Here is a 14,456-nt window from a genome sequence, read left to right as displayed (position 1 = left end):
GGTAACAGATTATGAAAAAGTATCCAGTAACAGAAAACTTTTTAGTGCTAGTAGATAAGGCACTCAATGGCAAAGAGTTGACAGAGTGGCAATTAAAAGGTGTTAAGGGTAGTGCAAGAAGATATCGCAAAAAGGTAAAAGAAGATTCTAGAAAAAGAGTTGTATATTACAATAGTTAGAAGTAAATTTTTATTTAACTTATTACTAGTCTACAGCTTAATAAAGAAATGGCATCATGTTCTAAATGATTACAAAATACGTTTCATTTAACTTGATAAAAGGGTATAAAGCATGATGCCTAAATTAAATGGGATTTAATTATTTAAGCGAAAAGTATGGAGATTTTTTAGAAATGTTAAATATCCAATTGATATCATCGGTATTTTTTACTTTATATCCAGCTTCAAGCATTGCGCCTTTAAATACTCCATTACAAACATAAAAATGAGTTCTATCAAAAGTTTGCTTTAAACCGTATGAAGTTTTTGAAGTTAAAAATGACTGGATAGGAGAGAAATTATCATCAATCCATTTAAGTAATATTTCTTTTTCATTTTCACTTAGCAAATTAAATAATTTAGGATCATTAGGATTTTGATTTGCTAAAGTTTCTAAATCAGAAGACATAGTTATCCCACCTTTCTTTTAAAATTCAACTCTAAAAAGCTGATAGATAAAGTATATGGTAATATAATAAATAATTCAAATAGTATGATAAAAATAATTTTTGAAAGGATGAGAACTAAATGGGATCAAGTGATATAGAGCAAGTAATTATTAAGTACAAAGATGGCACAGAAAAGGTACTTGATAAAGGTATGGTAGTTTCTACAGAACAAGATGAAGAGGAGATACATGTAAGTATGTCCATGTGCAATATGAGTGGAAAAGAGGTTACATTCTACCTTGAATCACTTATTAGAGCATATGCACAAATGCAAGGGTGGGATGATTTGTATGAAGATGAAATACAAGATATTGAAATTGATTGACAAGGTTATAGGCAGAGAGGTTTGCAGGTGTGACAGATGCGGTAAAAGGCTAACAGTAGAAGAAGAATATTACTATGATTGCTATTGTGAAAAGTGTGAATGTGAAATGTATGAAGAGTTTGAAATGAGATCTACAAGGGATTGGTAGGGACGTTCGTGTCCTTACCATATTGTTAAGGCCAACAAAAAGGTAGGAGGATGAAGATGAGAGAGATTAAGTTTAGAGCGTGGGAAAAGAATCAGAAAAAAATATTGCCACATGAAGGGATAGTGAAATTTGGCGAATAGGTTAAAAAGACTGCGTTTAGTGATGCTGAGAATGAAACATTTGAGTTACTTACGTTGATTATTAGTGATGATGTTGAACTTATGCAGTATACAGGCTTAAAAGATAAGAATGGTAAAGAAATCTATGAAGGTGACATACTATTGTTTACAAGTAGGCATGGAGAAGAATCAATATGTTATGTTTTATTTGAAAATGCAACATTCACTATTAAATGGATAGAAAGCACATATTTTAGAACTGATTTAGATTATTGGAGTGTTAAGGGTAAGGTGGTTGGAAATATTCATGAACACAAAGAGTTGCTGAAAGTCTAAAATTTAAGATTTATAAGGAAGGTACTAGTGAGTTCTTTGGAAATGAGGGAATCATAGTGAGCATTCAATACTGGAGATATAAAGTACTCACTATGTGAATGAAGCTATTTAGAAATATATGCTATAACTTTTTCAGATAAATCATAAATTGCTTTATGATAGCTTAGAAGTTCTGGGATAACTTCTAGATCTAAATCTAAATAAGTATACTCTGCATCTGTACTAGAATGTATATCACCATTATTTAGAATAACTTTAGATGTTGGTTTATCCATAAATCTATTTCCCTCAAATTCTAAATTGCCACTATGTTTAATAGTATTACACCAGTTTCTTATAGTTGCATATTCAGAGTTCGTATCATGGAATTTTTTACTTCTCTTATATCTTTTAGTGAAGAATAAGTTATAAACGTCAGTTTTATGTTCATACTTCGCAATAAATTTATTTCGATTATATTCTTTTAAAATAGATGTAAAGGAACTTGAATGAGGGGACGAATACTCATATATCCAAATTAATTGCATTAGGATGTCAAATATAGAGTTATATGTATTTATAGCATTAATGGCTTGATAACAGCGTTGACGATAGTACCACCCATACATATGACACGATATATCACTATTTAGAAAATCCATGCTAAATTTACTTGAAGCATTAATTGTTTCAAGCCTTGCTTTGTTAATACTATTTTCTAAGGTTTCTAATAACCTAAAAATAAATCTATCTTTTAATTCCATACAAAACATTTCACTGGACATAATACTAGTATAACAATCAGCTATTTCTAGTTCAAAAGCATCATTGGCTATTAGTTCCTCAAAAGAATATTGTCGCAATCTATAGTTAAATACACAATCATTCAAATCTGAATAACTGATATAACCTTTGTTTACTATTCTAAAATGTTCTAATTTATGTCCATTAACAAAAAAATAACTTTCACATAATCTATGACTTTTAGAATAACCCGTTAATGTAAGACTCATAAAATCCCCTTCCGATATTTGTATAAATTATTATAACAAATCTTGTGTAAGGCAACAATTGCATATAAGTTTTGAGCATAAAAGAATTTTAAGCAGATAAAATAGTTTTTTCATGGTTTATTACTTTTCTTTATATCTTTAAAGAACTTGATTATTACATCAAGTCTAAAAAGATGTAGGAGGATGGCATATAGCAATAGGTTACTAGTAGCTACTAAAAATCCAACTCCTACAAATAAATTATAAATGTATCCAATTACTCCCCATATAAGGTTTAGGATATAAAAGTAATAGAAGAAAATTTTGCTAAGTCTTTTATCTTTTGGTTTAGTAAATAAGCATGTTAAAAAATGTTTAAATAGATTCATTTTTAGCAGAGCAACCACCCTTTTTATTTTTTATATATTTAGGTTCTATTATAAAAGAATATAGTATGTATGACAATAAAATTAGTTTTTGAGCAAAAAAATACCCCTTGGCAGATAGATATAATAACATGCCACGGGAGGTGGATCTTAATTTTATAATCGCCAGGGGTACTTAATTAAGATAGGTAGACATTTAGGAGTGTAAAACCTATCTGATAATTATTATAAAGTATAACTTTTTAGTATTCAATAGAAGTATTCAATAAAAAATGTTTTTAACATAGAGAAAGACGTGTATCCCCCAGGCAATATTTTAACCTAATAGCTTTATTACAAGAGTAACAACTAGAATGGCTAATATTGTTTCTAGCATTATACCACATCCTTTCTAAGCGCTGTGAGATACAATGCTAAATCCCCCTCAAAAGGAACCCGTACACGTCTTTAATAAAATATATGAACTTGAGTTTAATAAAATTACTACTAGTACTAAATTTTAAAGAAAAGAAGGAGAGAGAGTTTTGACACTAGCAAAAGCTATAGTAGCTGCTAATATGCAAGAGCAATGTTATGGAATGTAAGAAGCTATTTAATAAAATTAGTTTTGAAGAGGTGAGTATGTTAGTAACCATGATTGAAATAATTATAAGATCATTAATTCAAGTGGGAACATTATTTATTGGGATGTATTACTTATTTAATGGAGATAAGAAGTGGAGATGGTTCAATGCATCACTTGTTGTATTAACTGTTGTTGTCATGCTAAAACAATAGAAATTGATATCTTATTTTGTATGTAAATAGCGTGAGTCAGCATATATTGTGAACAAGTATGATTAATAGAGGTGAGAGTTATGTTAGAAGGATTTATAGGCGGTTTAATAGTAGCTTGGCTTTTAAGCTTATTTGGTGTAGATCATATGGTACTTGAAGTATGTCAGACTTTTACAGAAGTACAACTAACAACAAGTTTTTATTACATAGGTTTTGCATTAATTGGATTAATAGGGGGAGCATTTAAAAAGTGATTACAGTAACTCATATATCTAGACATAGGGCGTATGGCTAAGATTTTATACTAGAATTTAATTTTAAATTGTTGAATGATAAATTATATGGGTGCATATGAAAAACATCTTAGAAACGATTTTAGGAGGTTTTAAATGAAAGGTGCAAAAGACAATAATTATGCAAGAGTTGAGGGTATACTCTATAACTATCCAAAAGTCAAAGTTGAAATAGAAAACATTAAAATAGATATAGAGGAACTAAATGATGTAGTAGGCATAAAGGGGGCAGGTAATAATAAGATTAAACCTTCAAGTGCAACCAATGCCTTTAATTCAAATGTAGAGAATGAAGTAATAGATCGTGAAGAGAATCTTCCTGATAGGATTAATGATATGAATAGACTACTTAGAAATAAAGAGAGATACATAAGAAAGGTTGATAATGCACTAAGCTTACTTAAAGAGGACGAAAGAAAGTTAGTTGAGTTAATATACTTCAAGAGATACACTCTTGAAAAAGCAGGAGAAGTGTTTGATATAACTAAAGATGGTATGGCAAAACGAAGAAAGCCAGTTATATTAGAACTAATAAATATACTATAAACATACAATAATCATACAAAACATATATGAAAAGTATGCAATATGTATGTTGAAGTGTATTACTTACAAGTGCTAGAATACTATTATCGAAGTTAAAACAAAAGGCACTAACATTACAAAGTCCATTGTATTTATCTTCGTATCGTCATTAAGTTGAAGGAAATAAAATTAAAAAAGCTATTAGGAAGTATATGCTCCTAGTAGCTTTTTTTAATATAACTAATAGTGTAAGTATAAATGACTATCTAAATAAATCCTTAAATCTAAAAAAATATACCTTAAATTAATTTGTGTATTTAAGGTGATTAATTATATGCCTAGAAGTCTATAATTGATTATAGCTTAAAATATTAGAAAATATGAGGTGGTATGATTTGAGTACTTATGAAGGTGAGTATAACTATCTAAATAAAAATGATAATAGCATAAATAGAATATTAAATGTATAATACACATTATTAATTATAAATAGGGAGAGTGGTACAGTGAAAGAATATGAGAAATATATAAAGATATTAATAGTAATTATAATAATTACAATGCTAAGTACTCCTGCTTTGGTATATTTACTAACAACACATATAAGCATGAGTAATATTAGTACAAGTAACGACTGGATAGGTTTTTGGGGAGGTTTTATGCCATCAATGTTTAGCGTATTAGTGACGTTAAGTGTATTGAAAATTACTACAAATCAAACTAGAAATATTCAAGAAGAAAATAAACATTTAACTCTAAAAATTCAAGAAGAAAATAAAAATAGTCAAGAAATAGAAACACGAATAAAGTTTACTGAGAGAATTGCCAGCTTAATAGGTGAGTATTGTTCAGATATAAACTTATATTATTATGGATGTAGGAAGAATGAACGTATAAGGCAAGAGATTCATGGAATGAAGAAAAAAGGCCGTACATATAAATTTAGCGCAGAAGAGATAGAAGAATTAAAAGTACTAAACAGTAATTTGAAAAAGGGTGAGGAAATTGTTAATAGAAGCAAATCGGTAGCTATATATTTTACTTTGAAAATATTATTAGAAGATAAGAGTGAATCTAAAGAGTTAATAGAAGCACTGCAATATATTCATAGTAATTCTTGTTCAGATGTTTGGCCTGTTGAATTTGAGAAGGCAAATGAAAATTTGTTATTACAAACAACTCGTTTTATAAATAATTATAAAAATGTGGTTAACCAAAAATCTTAATAAGAGAAATAATTATATTAAAATAAATAAGGGCATATTCAAGTAAATAGATGTGCGGAAGTAATTATAAGTAAATTAATATAAAATCTAGCATTTATAAATTAATTACTTATTAAAAAATATTAAAATTATTAAAGATGTAGAGGAGAGGTATTATGAATAACGATTATTATAGTATTACAGATAACGTACTAGATAAGTTGATGTTTAAAAAAAAGAAAAAAATTAATATTAGAGTTGAGAAACCTAAGTTGAATGATGACACGATTCAACATGTCAAGGAGTTAATATCAAATGAGCGAGATGAGTGGCGCGAAAAAGACTTAGAGAAGATAAACTCCATTGTCACATATAAAATAGATAGCTGTAAATCTAATGATCTTACATCACTAGTTATAGGTGCATTTTCTATACTAGTTGCTGTACTGGGTATAGTTATGGCCCAAGTATATCAAGATTATAATGAGTTTAATGCAAAGTTAAGCGAGTCCAAAACATTTGAACAACGATTAGATAAAATTAATGAGGAATATGAAAGTAGCAAGAAAGTTATTAATGATATAAAGTATGTTACAGAAAAAGACACTAATACATATATTCAAAATCGTGATAAAATATATAGAGAAAAAGATGAAATACAAAATAAGTTAACAGCTGAGTTGGAAAGTATCAGTAATTCCCAATGGATGTATAGAGTATTTATTATTATAGTGAGTCTTATTACAATAGTCTACATATATCATGACTTTTACTTTGATAAACGTAGAATAAAACATTTAATGTCTATAGAATTTGCAGTAGATGAATTAATAAAAGAAAAGCAATAAAGCGAAGAATATCAGGAAGAACTAAAGTAATAACCGGAGAGTGATTTCTAAAGAGCTACTATAGCTCTTTTTTATTGCTTAAATAGCAAGTAGCGGCAAGCTGTATTTAGTTATTGTAGCAAAATGGTGCAGAAACTATTTTTGCTACTGCTTTCTTCTACTTTACTTTTCTTTACTCTTCTTTTCTTTACTTTAGGGATTAATGCATACATAATGTAACATTAACTAGGGTTTTTGTAACGATAAGATGTAAAAACTATACTTCAATGTAACACTAACTAGGGTTTTTGCAACATAATGTTGCATTAATACAACATTAATAGGGGTTATTGCAACATTAATTGGGGTTTTTGTTACACTAACTAGGGCTTTTGTTGCAAAAACTGATTCTTCACATGTTCTTCATAATATATGTAAAAGCAAAAGGTACTAACATTACAAAGTCCATTGTATTTTCCTTCGAATCGTCATTAAGTTGAAGTATAAAAAGCTATTAGGAACTGGTGAACCTAGTAGCTTTTTTGTGTCTGAAAGTTATTTTAATAAGAGCTTGACTAAATAATGTTGTTGTAGTATTTTAGCTAACTACTTTACTATCTATATACTTTACTATAGGGATTATTGCATACATTATGTTGCAATAACTAGAGTTAATGTTGCAAAAACTAATTTTTCATAGATTCTTTATAGTACGCATTTAAATAATCAAGAAAGGGGTGAGGCTGCTAAGATAGTATTATCAACAAATAACAAGAAGCTATTGTATTTCCAAATTATACTGAGCTATTTGGAGAAGAGGAAGAGAGATAAGAGTGTACGCCTTATCTCTTTTTATTATGTAGGGGAGTAAATGAAAATAGTTTACTTTAAATAAAACATATTTTATACTCTAGTTAAAATAACGAGGGGGTATAGGAATGAGTGATACAAAAGATACTATGGAACTTATTAAGGCTACATTACCGTTGGTAGGAGTTGTTATTGGTGGTGGAGTAACTTATATGAGTAGCATTAGGGTGAAGAGGCATGAGCTTAAGTTAGCAAATAAACAAATGATAGTACAAGATATTCTAATACCTCTAGGAAAAGAGTTAGAAAAGGTATATAAATCTGAAACTATGGAGATTACAGATAGCATAAGGGAAATAGAAAAATATATAAGCGTAGATAGAAGGATATACTTGAATAAAAAAATGCGTACAAAATTAGAGAGATATATAGTTCTTTTAAATAAATATGACAAAATACTAGCAACTGGAACTAGAAGTATATATTATTCTATCAAACAACATATAGAGACTAATCTATGTAAAAATGGCTATGATGAGCTTAAAGTAACCATGTCAGATGATTTTAAAGAGAAGATTAGGAAAGTTTTATTGCAAATGGAAAGTATGACAAATATTTCACTGTGGGATATTAAATATATTCATTTTTATAGAGGAGAAGAGTTTGACTGGACGACAATAGATGTAGAAATATATGAATTAGAGGATCAAGTAAAGAATGGATTTATATGTGAAGAGGCAGTGAGCGCTGATCAATGGTTTTCAATAGATTGTCACAAAGAGTTAGAACGTGTATGTGGTAATCTTCAGATAAATAGAGAATTTGGATATGATGAAATAGAGAGTGAGGTTATATCTCAATACCAAGAAGTTAGAAATATAACAGAAGAACTATTGAATACTTTATATAAGTCTATTGATAAGATAGCTATGTATTAAAATACTGTTTTAAAAATAATTTTTTCTGTTTTAAAGAGTGTTGAAATAGTTCTTGACTTTTAAGCAGTAACAGTGTATTTTAACTTACTACTTTACTTTAGGGATTAATGTTGACATTAACTAGTGTTATTGCAATAGGAACAAGGGTTTATGTGTACATTAATAGAGTGGTAATAGTTTGTTAATAAATTAGTCGTTTAAAAGGTAATTAATGGGGCTTGATAGAGCCCTCTTTTAATGTAAAAGGTACTGTGAGGGAGTTAGGTGAAGTGCGGGTCTCGCGAGGCCCGATATTCCTCTAGTTACTAATTTTTTTTTAGAAGGTGTTTCCTTCCTAAAATGTCTACTGAAAGGGTGATACAAATAATGGCTGAGCCAAAACAAAAAAAGACTGAAATAAATAGTGATACAATCGTTGGTACACAAGTATTGGCTGAAATATTCCGAGTTGACCCTCGCAGGATAAGGCAAATGGTTCAAGAGGGTAAAATACCTCGCTACAAAAACGGAAGTTACAAGCTTATTGAAACATTACAAAAATATCATGAATACATAGAAGAAATTAATGAAGACAAAAATGTTAACCTGGTCAAGAAGGAATCTGAAAATGAGAAACTAAAGCTTGAAAAAATAAAAAGAAAAAAAGCAGAACTTGAATTGATGCAGCTTACGGGTGACTTGGTTAACGTCGAGGAATTTAAACAGCTATATGCTGGATTAATCATTAATTTTAGATCAAAGATGTTAGCGCTACCTAATAAAGTTTCGCCAAGCATAGTAGGAATAGATAATTTAATAACGGTGCAAGACATACTTACGAAAGAAATTTATGCAGCATTAGAAGAACTATCAAAAACAGATATAAATGAAATTGAGCCAAAGGTTGATAGTGATGAGTAAAAAGTCGCAAGTTAACTTATCTAAGATAGTACTTGAAGAAATAGTAAGAATGATTGCACCGCCAAAGAAAATGACTATATCACAATGGGCAGATGAGAATCGTATGCTTTCTGATGAAGCTTCTGCAGAAAAAGGAAAGTGGAATACTGATAGAGCTCCTTATCAGCGTGAAATGATGGATTCAATAAGTGATGTAAGGACAGAAAAAACAGTCATCATGTGTGGTATTCAGCTTGGAAAAACAGAATTCTTACTGAATATGCTTGGATATTTTATAGATATAGAACCATCTCCTATGATGTATGTAATGCCACAACTTGATTTATGTAAGGATTTTGCAAAAACACGTGTCATGAGTATGGTTAGAGATACTCCCTGTTTAACTAATAAGATAAGTGATTCAAGTAAGCGTGATGGTAAAAATAATACTTTAATGAAGATGTTTCCTGGTGGATGGCTTAAAATAGCTGGTGCAAATAGTGAAGCAAGTTTACGTTCTGCACCATTAAGAGTAATCCTAATGGATGAGGTAGATGCTTACCCACCTAGTGCAGGAACAGGAGGAGATCCATCACAATTAGCAGATGGGCGTACATCAAACTTTTGGAATAGAAAAGTAGTAATGGTATCATCACCGCTTGTAAAAGGTGAATCTCGTATAGAATTTGAGTATGAAGAGTCTACACAAGAAGAGTGGCATCACAAATGTATTTCATGTGGTGAGTATGTAGCTATTACGATAGATCTATTTAATCCTAACAACTACACATTAACGTGCCCCTACTGTGGTTCTGTACATACTGAATATGAATGGAAAAGAGAAAAAGGCAAATGGATTGCTAAGTATCCAGAAAGACGTACAAGAGGTTTTCATTTAACTTCTTTTTCTAGTCCATGGGTACCATGGGATAGGTTAGCCGATGAATATGTTAAGGCAAAGAAAAAAGAAGAACTTATGAGGGTATTTGTTAATACGAGGTTAGGGTTGCCATATGAGAAAGCCAAGGAGGAGCAACTTGATTATGAAGTGATTAAAGATAGGAGGGAAACTTATGAAGCACAAGTTCCAGATGATGTATTAGTTCTTACCGCCGGAGTAGACACACAAGATAATCGTCTTGAATGTGAGATTGTTGGATGGGGTGTTGGTGAGGAGAGCTGGGGGATAGAATATAAAGTATTCTATGGTGACCCAGGACAAAAGGCAGTATGGGATCAGTTAGATGATTATTTGCAAACTACATTTAGATTTAAAGATGGTTCAGGAATAAGAGTATCATGTACATGTATAGACTCAGGAGGCCACTATACATCCGATGTTTATGATTTCACAAAAGTTAGAGAGCATAGGCGCATTTATGCTATCAAAGGTAAAGGTGGTGTAGGCATTCCTCTTATCTATCATCAAACATATACTAAAAGAAATAAAGCAGTACTATTTATACTTGGTGTAGATGATGGTAAAGAAATGTTACAATCGAGATTAAAGCTTGAAAATATAGGTGGAGTTAATGATGGATATTGCCATTTTCCTATGGGGGAAGAGGGAGAATACATACGAGGTTATACTGAGGATTATTTCAAAGGTCTTACTTCTGAGGTACAAGTAGAAGAAATGACAAAAAGAGGAAAGAAAATTTACTGGGAAAAGAAGAGTACATCAATAAGAAATGAATCACTAGATGTAAGGAACTATGCTCAAGCTGCTATTAAGATTTTTAATCCTAATTTTGAGTTATTAAAAAAACAAGGTGTTACTGGAACAAAGTATGAGCAAAAAATAATTAAGAAGAAAAGAAGAGTATTATCAAAAGGCCTATAGGGTCTTATTTTTATGGAGGTATTTATGGAAAATGTAACTATATCAGAATGTTTTAAAGCATTAAGATGTGGTACGGGTAGTATAGATGAGTTAAAGAAACTAGGTATTAAAATAAATAAAAAAATATTGAGAGAAGGTGAAAATCATGGCAGCGTGGACATTAGAACAAGCAAGAACCCATCTAAATGCATGGTTAGAAGCTGAATTAACTGTAACATCAGGACAAGAATACACCATAGGTTCGAGAAGGCTTACACGAGCAAATCTTAAAGAAATTAGAGAACAAATAGTATTTTGGAAAAATGAAGTTGAAAAGATTGAAGTATCAAGTAAGAAAAAAGCAAGGAATAGGATATATAGAATAGTACCATTGGATTAGGGCTATGTGAGGTTTGCACATAGCCCTAAATTTATAAGAAAGGAGGGATTAATGTTGAAATTAATTGACAAAGCAATAGGCATTTTTTCACCACAAGCAGCTTTAAATAGAACATTAGCTAGGAAGAAGTTAGAAATACTTAATAGTGGATATGGTAACTATGGTGCTAGCCACACTAGAAAAGCAAGCAAAGGATGGAGGCATGGTGGAGGAAGCCATAAGGAAGATATAGAAGATCATTTACCAACATTAAGAGAGCGTTCGCGAGATAGTTATATGGGTGGTGCACCTATAGCAACAAGTGCTCTAAAAACAACAAGAACTAATGTTGTAGGCAGTGGATTAAAACCAAGACCAAATATAGATAGTGAATTCATTGGACTTACAGAGGAACAAGCAATGAAGTGGGAACGTGACACTATGAGAGAATTTAGCTTGTGGGCTGAATCTACAGCATGTGATATGGAACGTATAAATAACTTTTATGAACTTCAGCAATTAGCCTTTTTGTCATGGATTATGAATGGTGATGTATTTGCATTATTACCATATAAGCCTAGGCCACAAATGCCTTATGATTTAAGAATACAACTTATTGAAGCTGATAGAGTATGTAATCCAACATTCAGCACATATGAGTCAAATATCATTCAAGGAGTAGAGTGTGATACAGATGGTGAAATTGTTGCGTACCATATAGCAAACTATCATCCGTTATCATCTATGAATCCAAACGGAAGAGAGATAAAGCGTGTTCGTGCATATGGAGAAAAGACTGGAAGAAGAAATGTTATACATTGTATGGAAAGTGAGAGAGTTGGACAACGTAGAGGAGTTCCACTTTTAGCACCTGTTATAGAAACTCTAAAACAATTAGGTAGATACACTGATGCAGAACTTATGGCTGCTGTAGTTAGTGGTATGTATACGGTATTTATAGAGACTCAAACAACAGATCAAAAACCACTGGGAGAGGATAATGAAGAGAATACATACGAAGAGGAAGAAAGTGAAATTGCTTTAGGAAGTGGGGCAGTAGTTGCTTTAGCACCTGGAGAAAAAGCAAGTTTTGCTAATCCTGGTAGGCCCAATACAGCATTTGAGGGTTTTGTAAATGCAATGGCAAGACAAATAGGGGCGGCATTAGAAATACCACCAGAAATACTATTAAAGCAGTTCACTAACAATTATTCAGCATCAAGAGGTGCGTTGCTTGAAGCATGGAAAATGTTCAGGATGCGTAGAACATGGTTGGCAAATGATTTTTGTCAGCCTATTTATGAGGAATGGCTGACTGAAGCAGTTGCAAAAGGTCGCATTTATGCACCTGGATTCTTTTCAGACCCACTTATAAGAAAAGTATACTGTGAATGTGATTGGTGTGGACCTTCTCCTGGACAATTAGATCCAGTTAAAGAAGCTAATGCAGCTACTATAAGAGTAGAACAAGGATTTTCTACAAGACAGCAAGAAACTATTGAGATGAATGGTGGAGATTTCTTTGACAATAATAGACAACGAATACGAGAAGAGAAAGCAAGAAAAGAACTCAGTATGGTAACAGTAATTAAAGAGAAAGGAAGTGAATAGATGCCAAAGAATATTAATATCAAAGGTGACATTATACCAAATGATTATGCCTGGATTTATGACTGGATGGAGTGGGATTATACATGTCCTAGACAGATTGAAAATGCTCTTAATCAAGCTAATGGTGGAGAAGTAATCTTCTTAATCAATAGTGGTGGTGGTAGTGTATTTGATGGCTACGAAATATTTAACCTTATTAAAGGATATACAGGGAAAACAACGGCAAAGATTGTAGGAGTTGCAGCGAGTGCAGCATCATTTATTGCAATGGCTGCTAATACAGTTCAAGCAAGTGCATTATCTCAGATAATGATTCACAGAGCAGCAAATGGTAACCATGGCAATGCTCCATCACATCGTGATAATGCAAGTTTTCTAGAGCAGGTTGATAATACTATTGTAAAAGCATACACAATGAGAAATAAAAAAACAGATGAAGAAATGATTGCTTTGATGGATAAAACAACATGGTTTACAGCTGAACAAGCATTAGAAGTAGGTATTATTGATGAAATTATAAACAATGATGTATCAGCACCAAAGATCTACAACTCTTTAGAGAATAAGCAAGAAGTTATAGATAAGCTTATCAATCTTGGGAGTGTCGAGAATATGAAGAAAGCATTACTTAACAAAAATTTAGGTATTAGTGGTGTAACAAACACCATTGACAATACAAATACAAATTCTAAGGAGGAAGAAATAATGACGGTGGACAAATTAAAACAAGAGCATCCATCTATCTATAATCAAATTGTAGAAGATGCTCAAAAAGAAGCAGTAACAAATGAAAGATCACGTATTAAAGCAATTCAAAATTTATCAGTGCAGGGCGTAGAAGATGTTATAGATGATGGCATTGAAAGAGGACTTAGTGCTGGTGAAGTAGCAATTAATATTATTAATGCACAAAAGAAGATTGGTGAAAATCATCTTCAAAATGTTATGAAGGATGCTAATGAAAGTGGTATTAACAATATTAGTAATGAACCAGCACCACAAAATAGTGATAAAGATGATAAAAATGAATCTGTAAACATATTAGTTGCGGCAGGTCAAAAAATTATGGGAGGTAGAAGATAATGTCAAGAAAAGCATTTCAAAAAGTTGGTGAATTCACACCAGATAAGCTTATTGCAGGGAACACGCATCCTATAGATACAAAGGGGGTAGAAATTGCAACAGGATCAGGTGTACTTGTAAGGGGTACATTAATTAATGCAACAGGTACTATGTGTACAGCCACATCGGATGTTCCAGTAGGGATTTTATGTGATGATGTAACTCAAAACTCATCTGGTACCACTACAGCTTTAATGTATATTAGTGGTGATTTTAAAGCAAGTGAAATTACTGTAGGTGATGATGTTACAGTAACATCCTTTGAATTAGAACTGCAAAAACTAGGAATCTTTTTAAAATAAGGGAGGAAATAACT

Annotated in this window: 17 protein-coding genes and 1 pseudogene; 16 read left to right on the top strand and 2 right to left on the bottom strand. The window is 31.4% G+C overall.

The annotated features are described in order from the left end of the window. The first annotated feature begins 11 nt into the window (after positions 1–11). Positions 12–179 carry a hypothetical protein gene (locus BN2390_RS21655; protein ID WP_154668798.1) on the top strand — a complete coding sequence of 56 codons (168 nt, stop codon included), beginning with the start codon at positions 12–14 and terminating at the stop codon, positions 177–179. A 139-nt stretch (positions 180–318) separates the two neighbouring features. On the opposite strand, the gene BN2390_RS07680 is transcribed toward BN2390_RS21655, so the two are convergent. Beyond that, positions 319–627, bottom strand: a complete 309-nt coding sequence (locus BN2390_RS07680; RefSeq protein WP_053983764.1) for a hypothetical protein — start codon at positions 625–627, stop codon at positions 319–321. 119 nt (positions 628–746) lie between these two features. Between BN2390_RS07680 and BN2390_RS07675 the strand changes: the two genes are divergently transcribed. The 3 genes and pseudogenes from BN2390_RS07675 to BN2390_RS07670 all read left to right on the top strand — a co-directional run. After that, complete coding sequence (locus BN2390_RS07675; RefSeq protein WP_053983763.1) at positions 747–992, top strand: hypothetical protein; 246 nt, start codon at positions 747–749, stop codon at positions 990–992. Then, entirely contained in the window at positions 958–1,140 is a 183-nt protein-coding gene (locus BN2390_RS21650) for a hypothetical protein (protein WP_154668797.1), read from the top strand. Before BN2390_RS07675 ends, BN2390_RS21650 begins: the two co-directional genes overlap by 35 nt. 173 nt (positions 1,141–1,313) lie before the next feature. Further along, a pseudogene (locus BN2390_RS07670) lies at positions 1,314–1,595 on the top strand (YopX family protein); the annotation flags it as partial. A gap of 104 nt (positions 1,596–1,699) precedes the next feature. On the opposite strand, the gene BN2390_RS07665 reads toward BN2390_RS07670, so the two are convergent. Beyond that, the gene (locus BN2390_RS07665; protein ID WP_053983761.1) at positions 1,700–2,587 is read right to left on the bottom strand and encodes a hypothetical protein; all 888 of its coding nucleotides are present in this window, start codon (positions 2,585–2,587) and stop codon (positions 1,700–1,702) included. A gap of 938 nt (positions 2,588–3,525) precedes the next feature. On the opposite strand from BN2390_RS07665, the gene BN2390_RS07655 reads away from it, so the two are divergent. From BN2390_RS07655 to BN2390_RS07605, 12 genes are all read left to right on the top strand, one after another. Next, positions 3,526–3,729: a hypothetical protein gene (locus tag BN2390_RS07655; RefSeq protein WP_053983759.1), complete on the top strand. Its 204-nt coding sequence runs from the start codon at positions 3,526–3,528 to the stop codon at positions 3,727–3,729. A gap of 80 nt (positions 3,730–3,809) precedes the next feature. Then, entirely contained in the window at positions 3,810–3,983 is a 174-nt protein-coding gene (locus BN2390_RS21645; RefSeq protein ID WP_154668796.1) for a hypothetical protein, read from the top strand. Positions 3,984–4,118: 135 nt separating this feature from the next. Next, positions 4,119–4,568: a sigma-70 RNA polymerase sigma factor region 4 domain-containing protein gene (locus BN2390_RS07650; protein ID WP_053983758.1), complete on the top strand. Its 450-nt coding sequence runs from the start codon at positions 4,119–4,121 to the stop codon at positions 4,566–4,568. 485 nt (positions 4,569–5,053) lie between these two features. Further along, positions 5,054–5,773: a hypothetical protein gene (locus tag BN2390_RS07645; protein WP_053983757.1), complete on the top strand. Its 720-nt coding sequence runs from the start codon at positions 5,054–5,056 to the stop codon at positions 5,771–5,773. Positions 5,774–5,928: 155 nt separating this feature from the next. Beyond that, positions 5,929–6,600 carry a hypothetical protein gene (locus BN2390_RS07640; RefSeq protein WP_053983756.1) on the top strand — a complete coding sequence of 224 codons (672 nt, stop codon included), beginning with the start codon at positions 5,929–5,931 and terminating at the stop codon, positions 6,598–6,600. Between the two features lie 917 nt (positions 6,601–7,517). After that, a complete protein-coding gene (locus BN2390_RS07635; RefSeq protein ID WP_053983755.1) occupies positions 7,518–8,327 on the top strand; it encodes a hypothetical protein in 810 nt (269 codons plus the stop codon). Between the two features lie 366 nt (positions 8,328–8,693). Then, entirely contained in the window at positions 8,694–9,227 is a 534-nt protein-coding gene (locus BN2390_RS07630; protein WP_053983754.1) for a MerR family transcriptional regulator, read from the top strand. After that, positions 9,220–11,049, top strand: coding sequence for a phage terminase large subunit family protein (locus BN2390_RS07625; protein ID WP_053983753.1), 1,830 nt, complete (start codon positions 9,220–9,222; stop codon positions 11,047–11,049). Before BN2390_RS07630 ends, BN2390_RS07625 begins: the two co-directional genes overlap by 8 nt. A gap of 145 nt (positions 11,050–11,194) precedes the next feature. Further along, complete coding sequence (locus BN2390_RS07620) at positions 11,195–11,428, top strand: DUF6148 family protein (RefSeq protein WP_053983752.1); 234 nt, start codon at positions 11,195–11,197, stop codon at positions 11,426–11,428. 51 nt (positions 11,429–11,479) lie between these two features. Continuing rightward, entirely contained in the window at positions 11,480–13,018 is a 1,539-nt protein-coding gene (locus BN2390_RS07615; protein WP_082238667.1) for a phage portal protein, read from the top strand. Continuing rightward, positions 13,019–14,101: a head maturation protease, ClpP-related gene (locus tag BN2390_RS07610; protein WP_053983751.1), complete on the top strand. Its 1,083-nt coding sequence runs from the start codon at positions 13,019–13,021 to the stop codon at positions 14,099–14,101. Further along, complete coding sequence (locus tag BN2390_RS07605; RefSeq protein ID WP_053983750.1) at positions 14,101–14,442, top strand: hypothetical protein; 342 nt, start codon at positions 14,101–14,103, stop codon at positions 14,440–14,442. The genes BN2390_RS07610 and BN2390_RS07605 overlap by 1 nt, the downstream gene beginning before the upstream one ends. Positions 14,443–14,456 lie beyond the last annotated feature (14 nt).

It is taken from the genome of Niameybacter massiliensis (assembly GCF_001282685.1).
Lineage (GTDB): Bacteria > Bacillota > Clostridia > Lachnospirales > Cellulosilyticaceae > Holtiella > Holtiella tumoricola.
Note: the sequence above shows the minus strand (reverse complement) of the source record. Positions and strands in the feature narration are given on the sequence as shown.

Excerpts from the sequence above, each read along its gene's own strand:
- BN2390_RS21655 (WP_154668798.1), top strand. The coding sequence starts at position 12 with ATGAAAAAGTATCCAGTAACAGAAAACTTTTTAGTGCTAGTAGATAAG.
- BN2390_RS07680 (WP_053983764.1), bottom strand. The coding sequence starts at position 627 with ATGTCTTCTGATTTAGAAACTTTAGCAAATCAAAATCCTAATGATCCT.
- BN2390_RS07675 (WP_053983763.1), top strand. The coding sequence starts at position 747 with ATGGGATCAAGTGATATAGAGCAAGTAATTATTAAGTACAAAGATGGC.
- BN2390_RS21650 (WP_154668797.1), top strand. The coding sequence starts at position 958 with ATGAAGATGAAATACAAGATATTGAAATTGATTGACAAGGTTATAGGC.
- BN2390_RS07665 (WP_053983761.1), bottom strand. The coding sequence starts at position 2,587 with ATGAGTCTTACATTAACGGGTTATTCTAAAAGTCATAGATTATGTGAA.
- BN2390_RS07655 (WP_053983759.1), top strand. The coding sequence starts at position 3,526 with ATGGAATGTAAGAAGCTATTTAATAAAATTAGTTTTGAAGAGGTGAGT.
- BN2390_RS21645 (WP_154668796.1), top strand. The coding sequence starts at position 3,810 with ATGTTAGAAGGATTTATAGGCGGTTTAATAGTAGCTTGGCTTTTAAGC.
- BN2390_RS07650 (WP_053983758.1), top strand. The coding sequence starts at position 4,119 with ATGAAAGGTGCAAAAGACAATAATTATGCAAGAGTTGAGGGTATACTC.
- BN2390_RS07640 (WP_053983756.1), top strand. The coding sequence starts at position 5,929 with ATGAATAACGATTATTATAGTATTACAGATAACGTACTAGATAAGTTG.
- BN2390_RS07635 (WP_053983755.1), top strand. The coding sequence starts at position 7,518 with ATGAGTGATACAAAAGATACTATGGAACTTATTAAGGCTACATTACCG.
- BN2390_RS07630 (WP_053983754.1), top strand. The coding sequence starts at position 8,694 with ATGGCTGAGCCAAAACAAAAAAAGACTGAAATAAATAGTGATACAATC.
- BN2390_RS07625 (WP_053983753.1), top strand. The coding sequence starts at position 9,220 with ATGAGTAAAAAGTCGCAAGTTAACTTATCTAAGATAGTACTTGAAGAA.
- BN2390_RS07620 (WP_053983752.1), top strand. The coding sequence starts at position 11,195 with ATGGCAGCGTGGACATTAGAACAAGCAAGAACCCATCTAAATGCATGG.
- BN2390_RS07615 (WP_082238667.1), top strand. The coding sequence starts at position 11,480 with ATGTTGAAATTAATTGACAAAGCAATAGGCATTTTTTCACCACAAGCA.
- BN2390_RS07610 (WP_053983751.1), top strand. The coding sequence starts at position 13,019 with ATGCCAAAGAATATTAATATCAAAGGTGACATTATACCAAATGATTAT.
- BN2390_RS07605 (WP_053983750.1), top strand. The coding sequence starts at position 14,101 with ATGTCAAGAAAAGCATTTCAAAAAGTTGGTGAATTCACACCAGATAAG.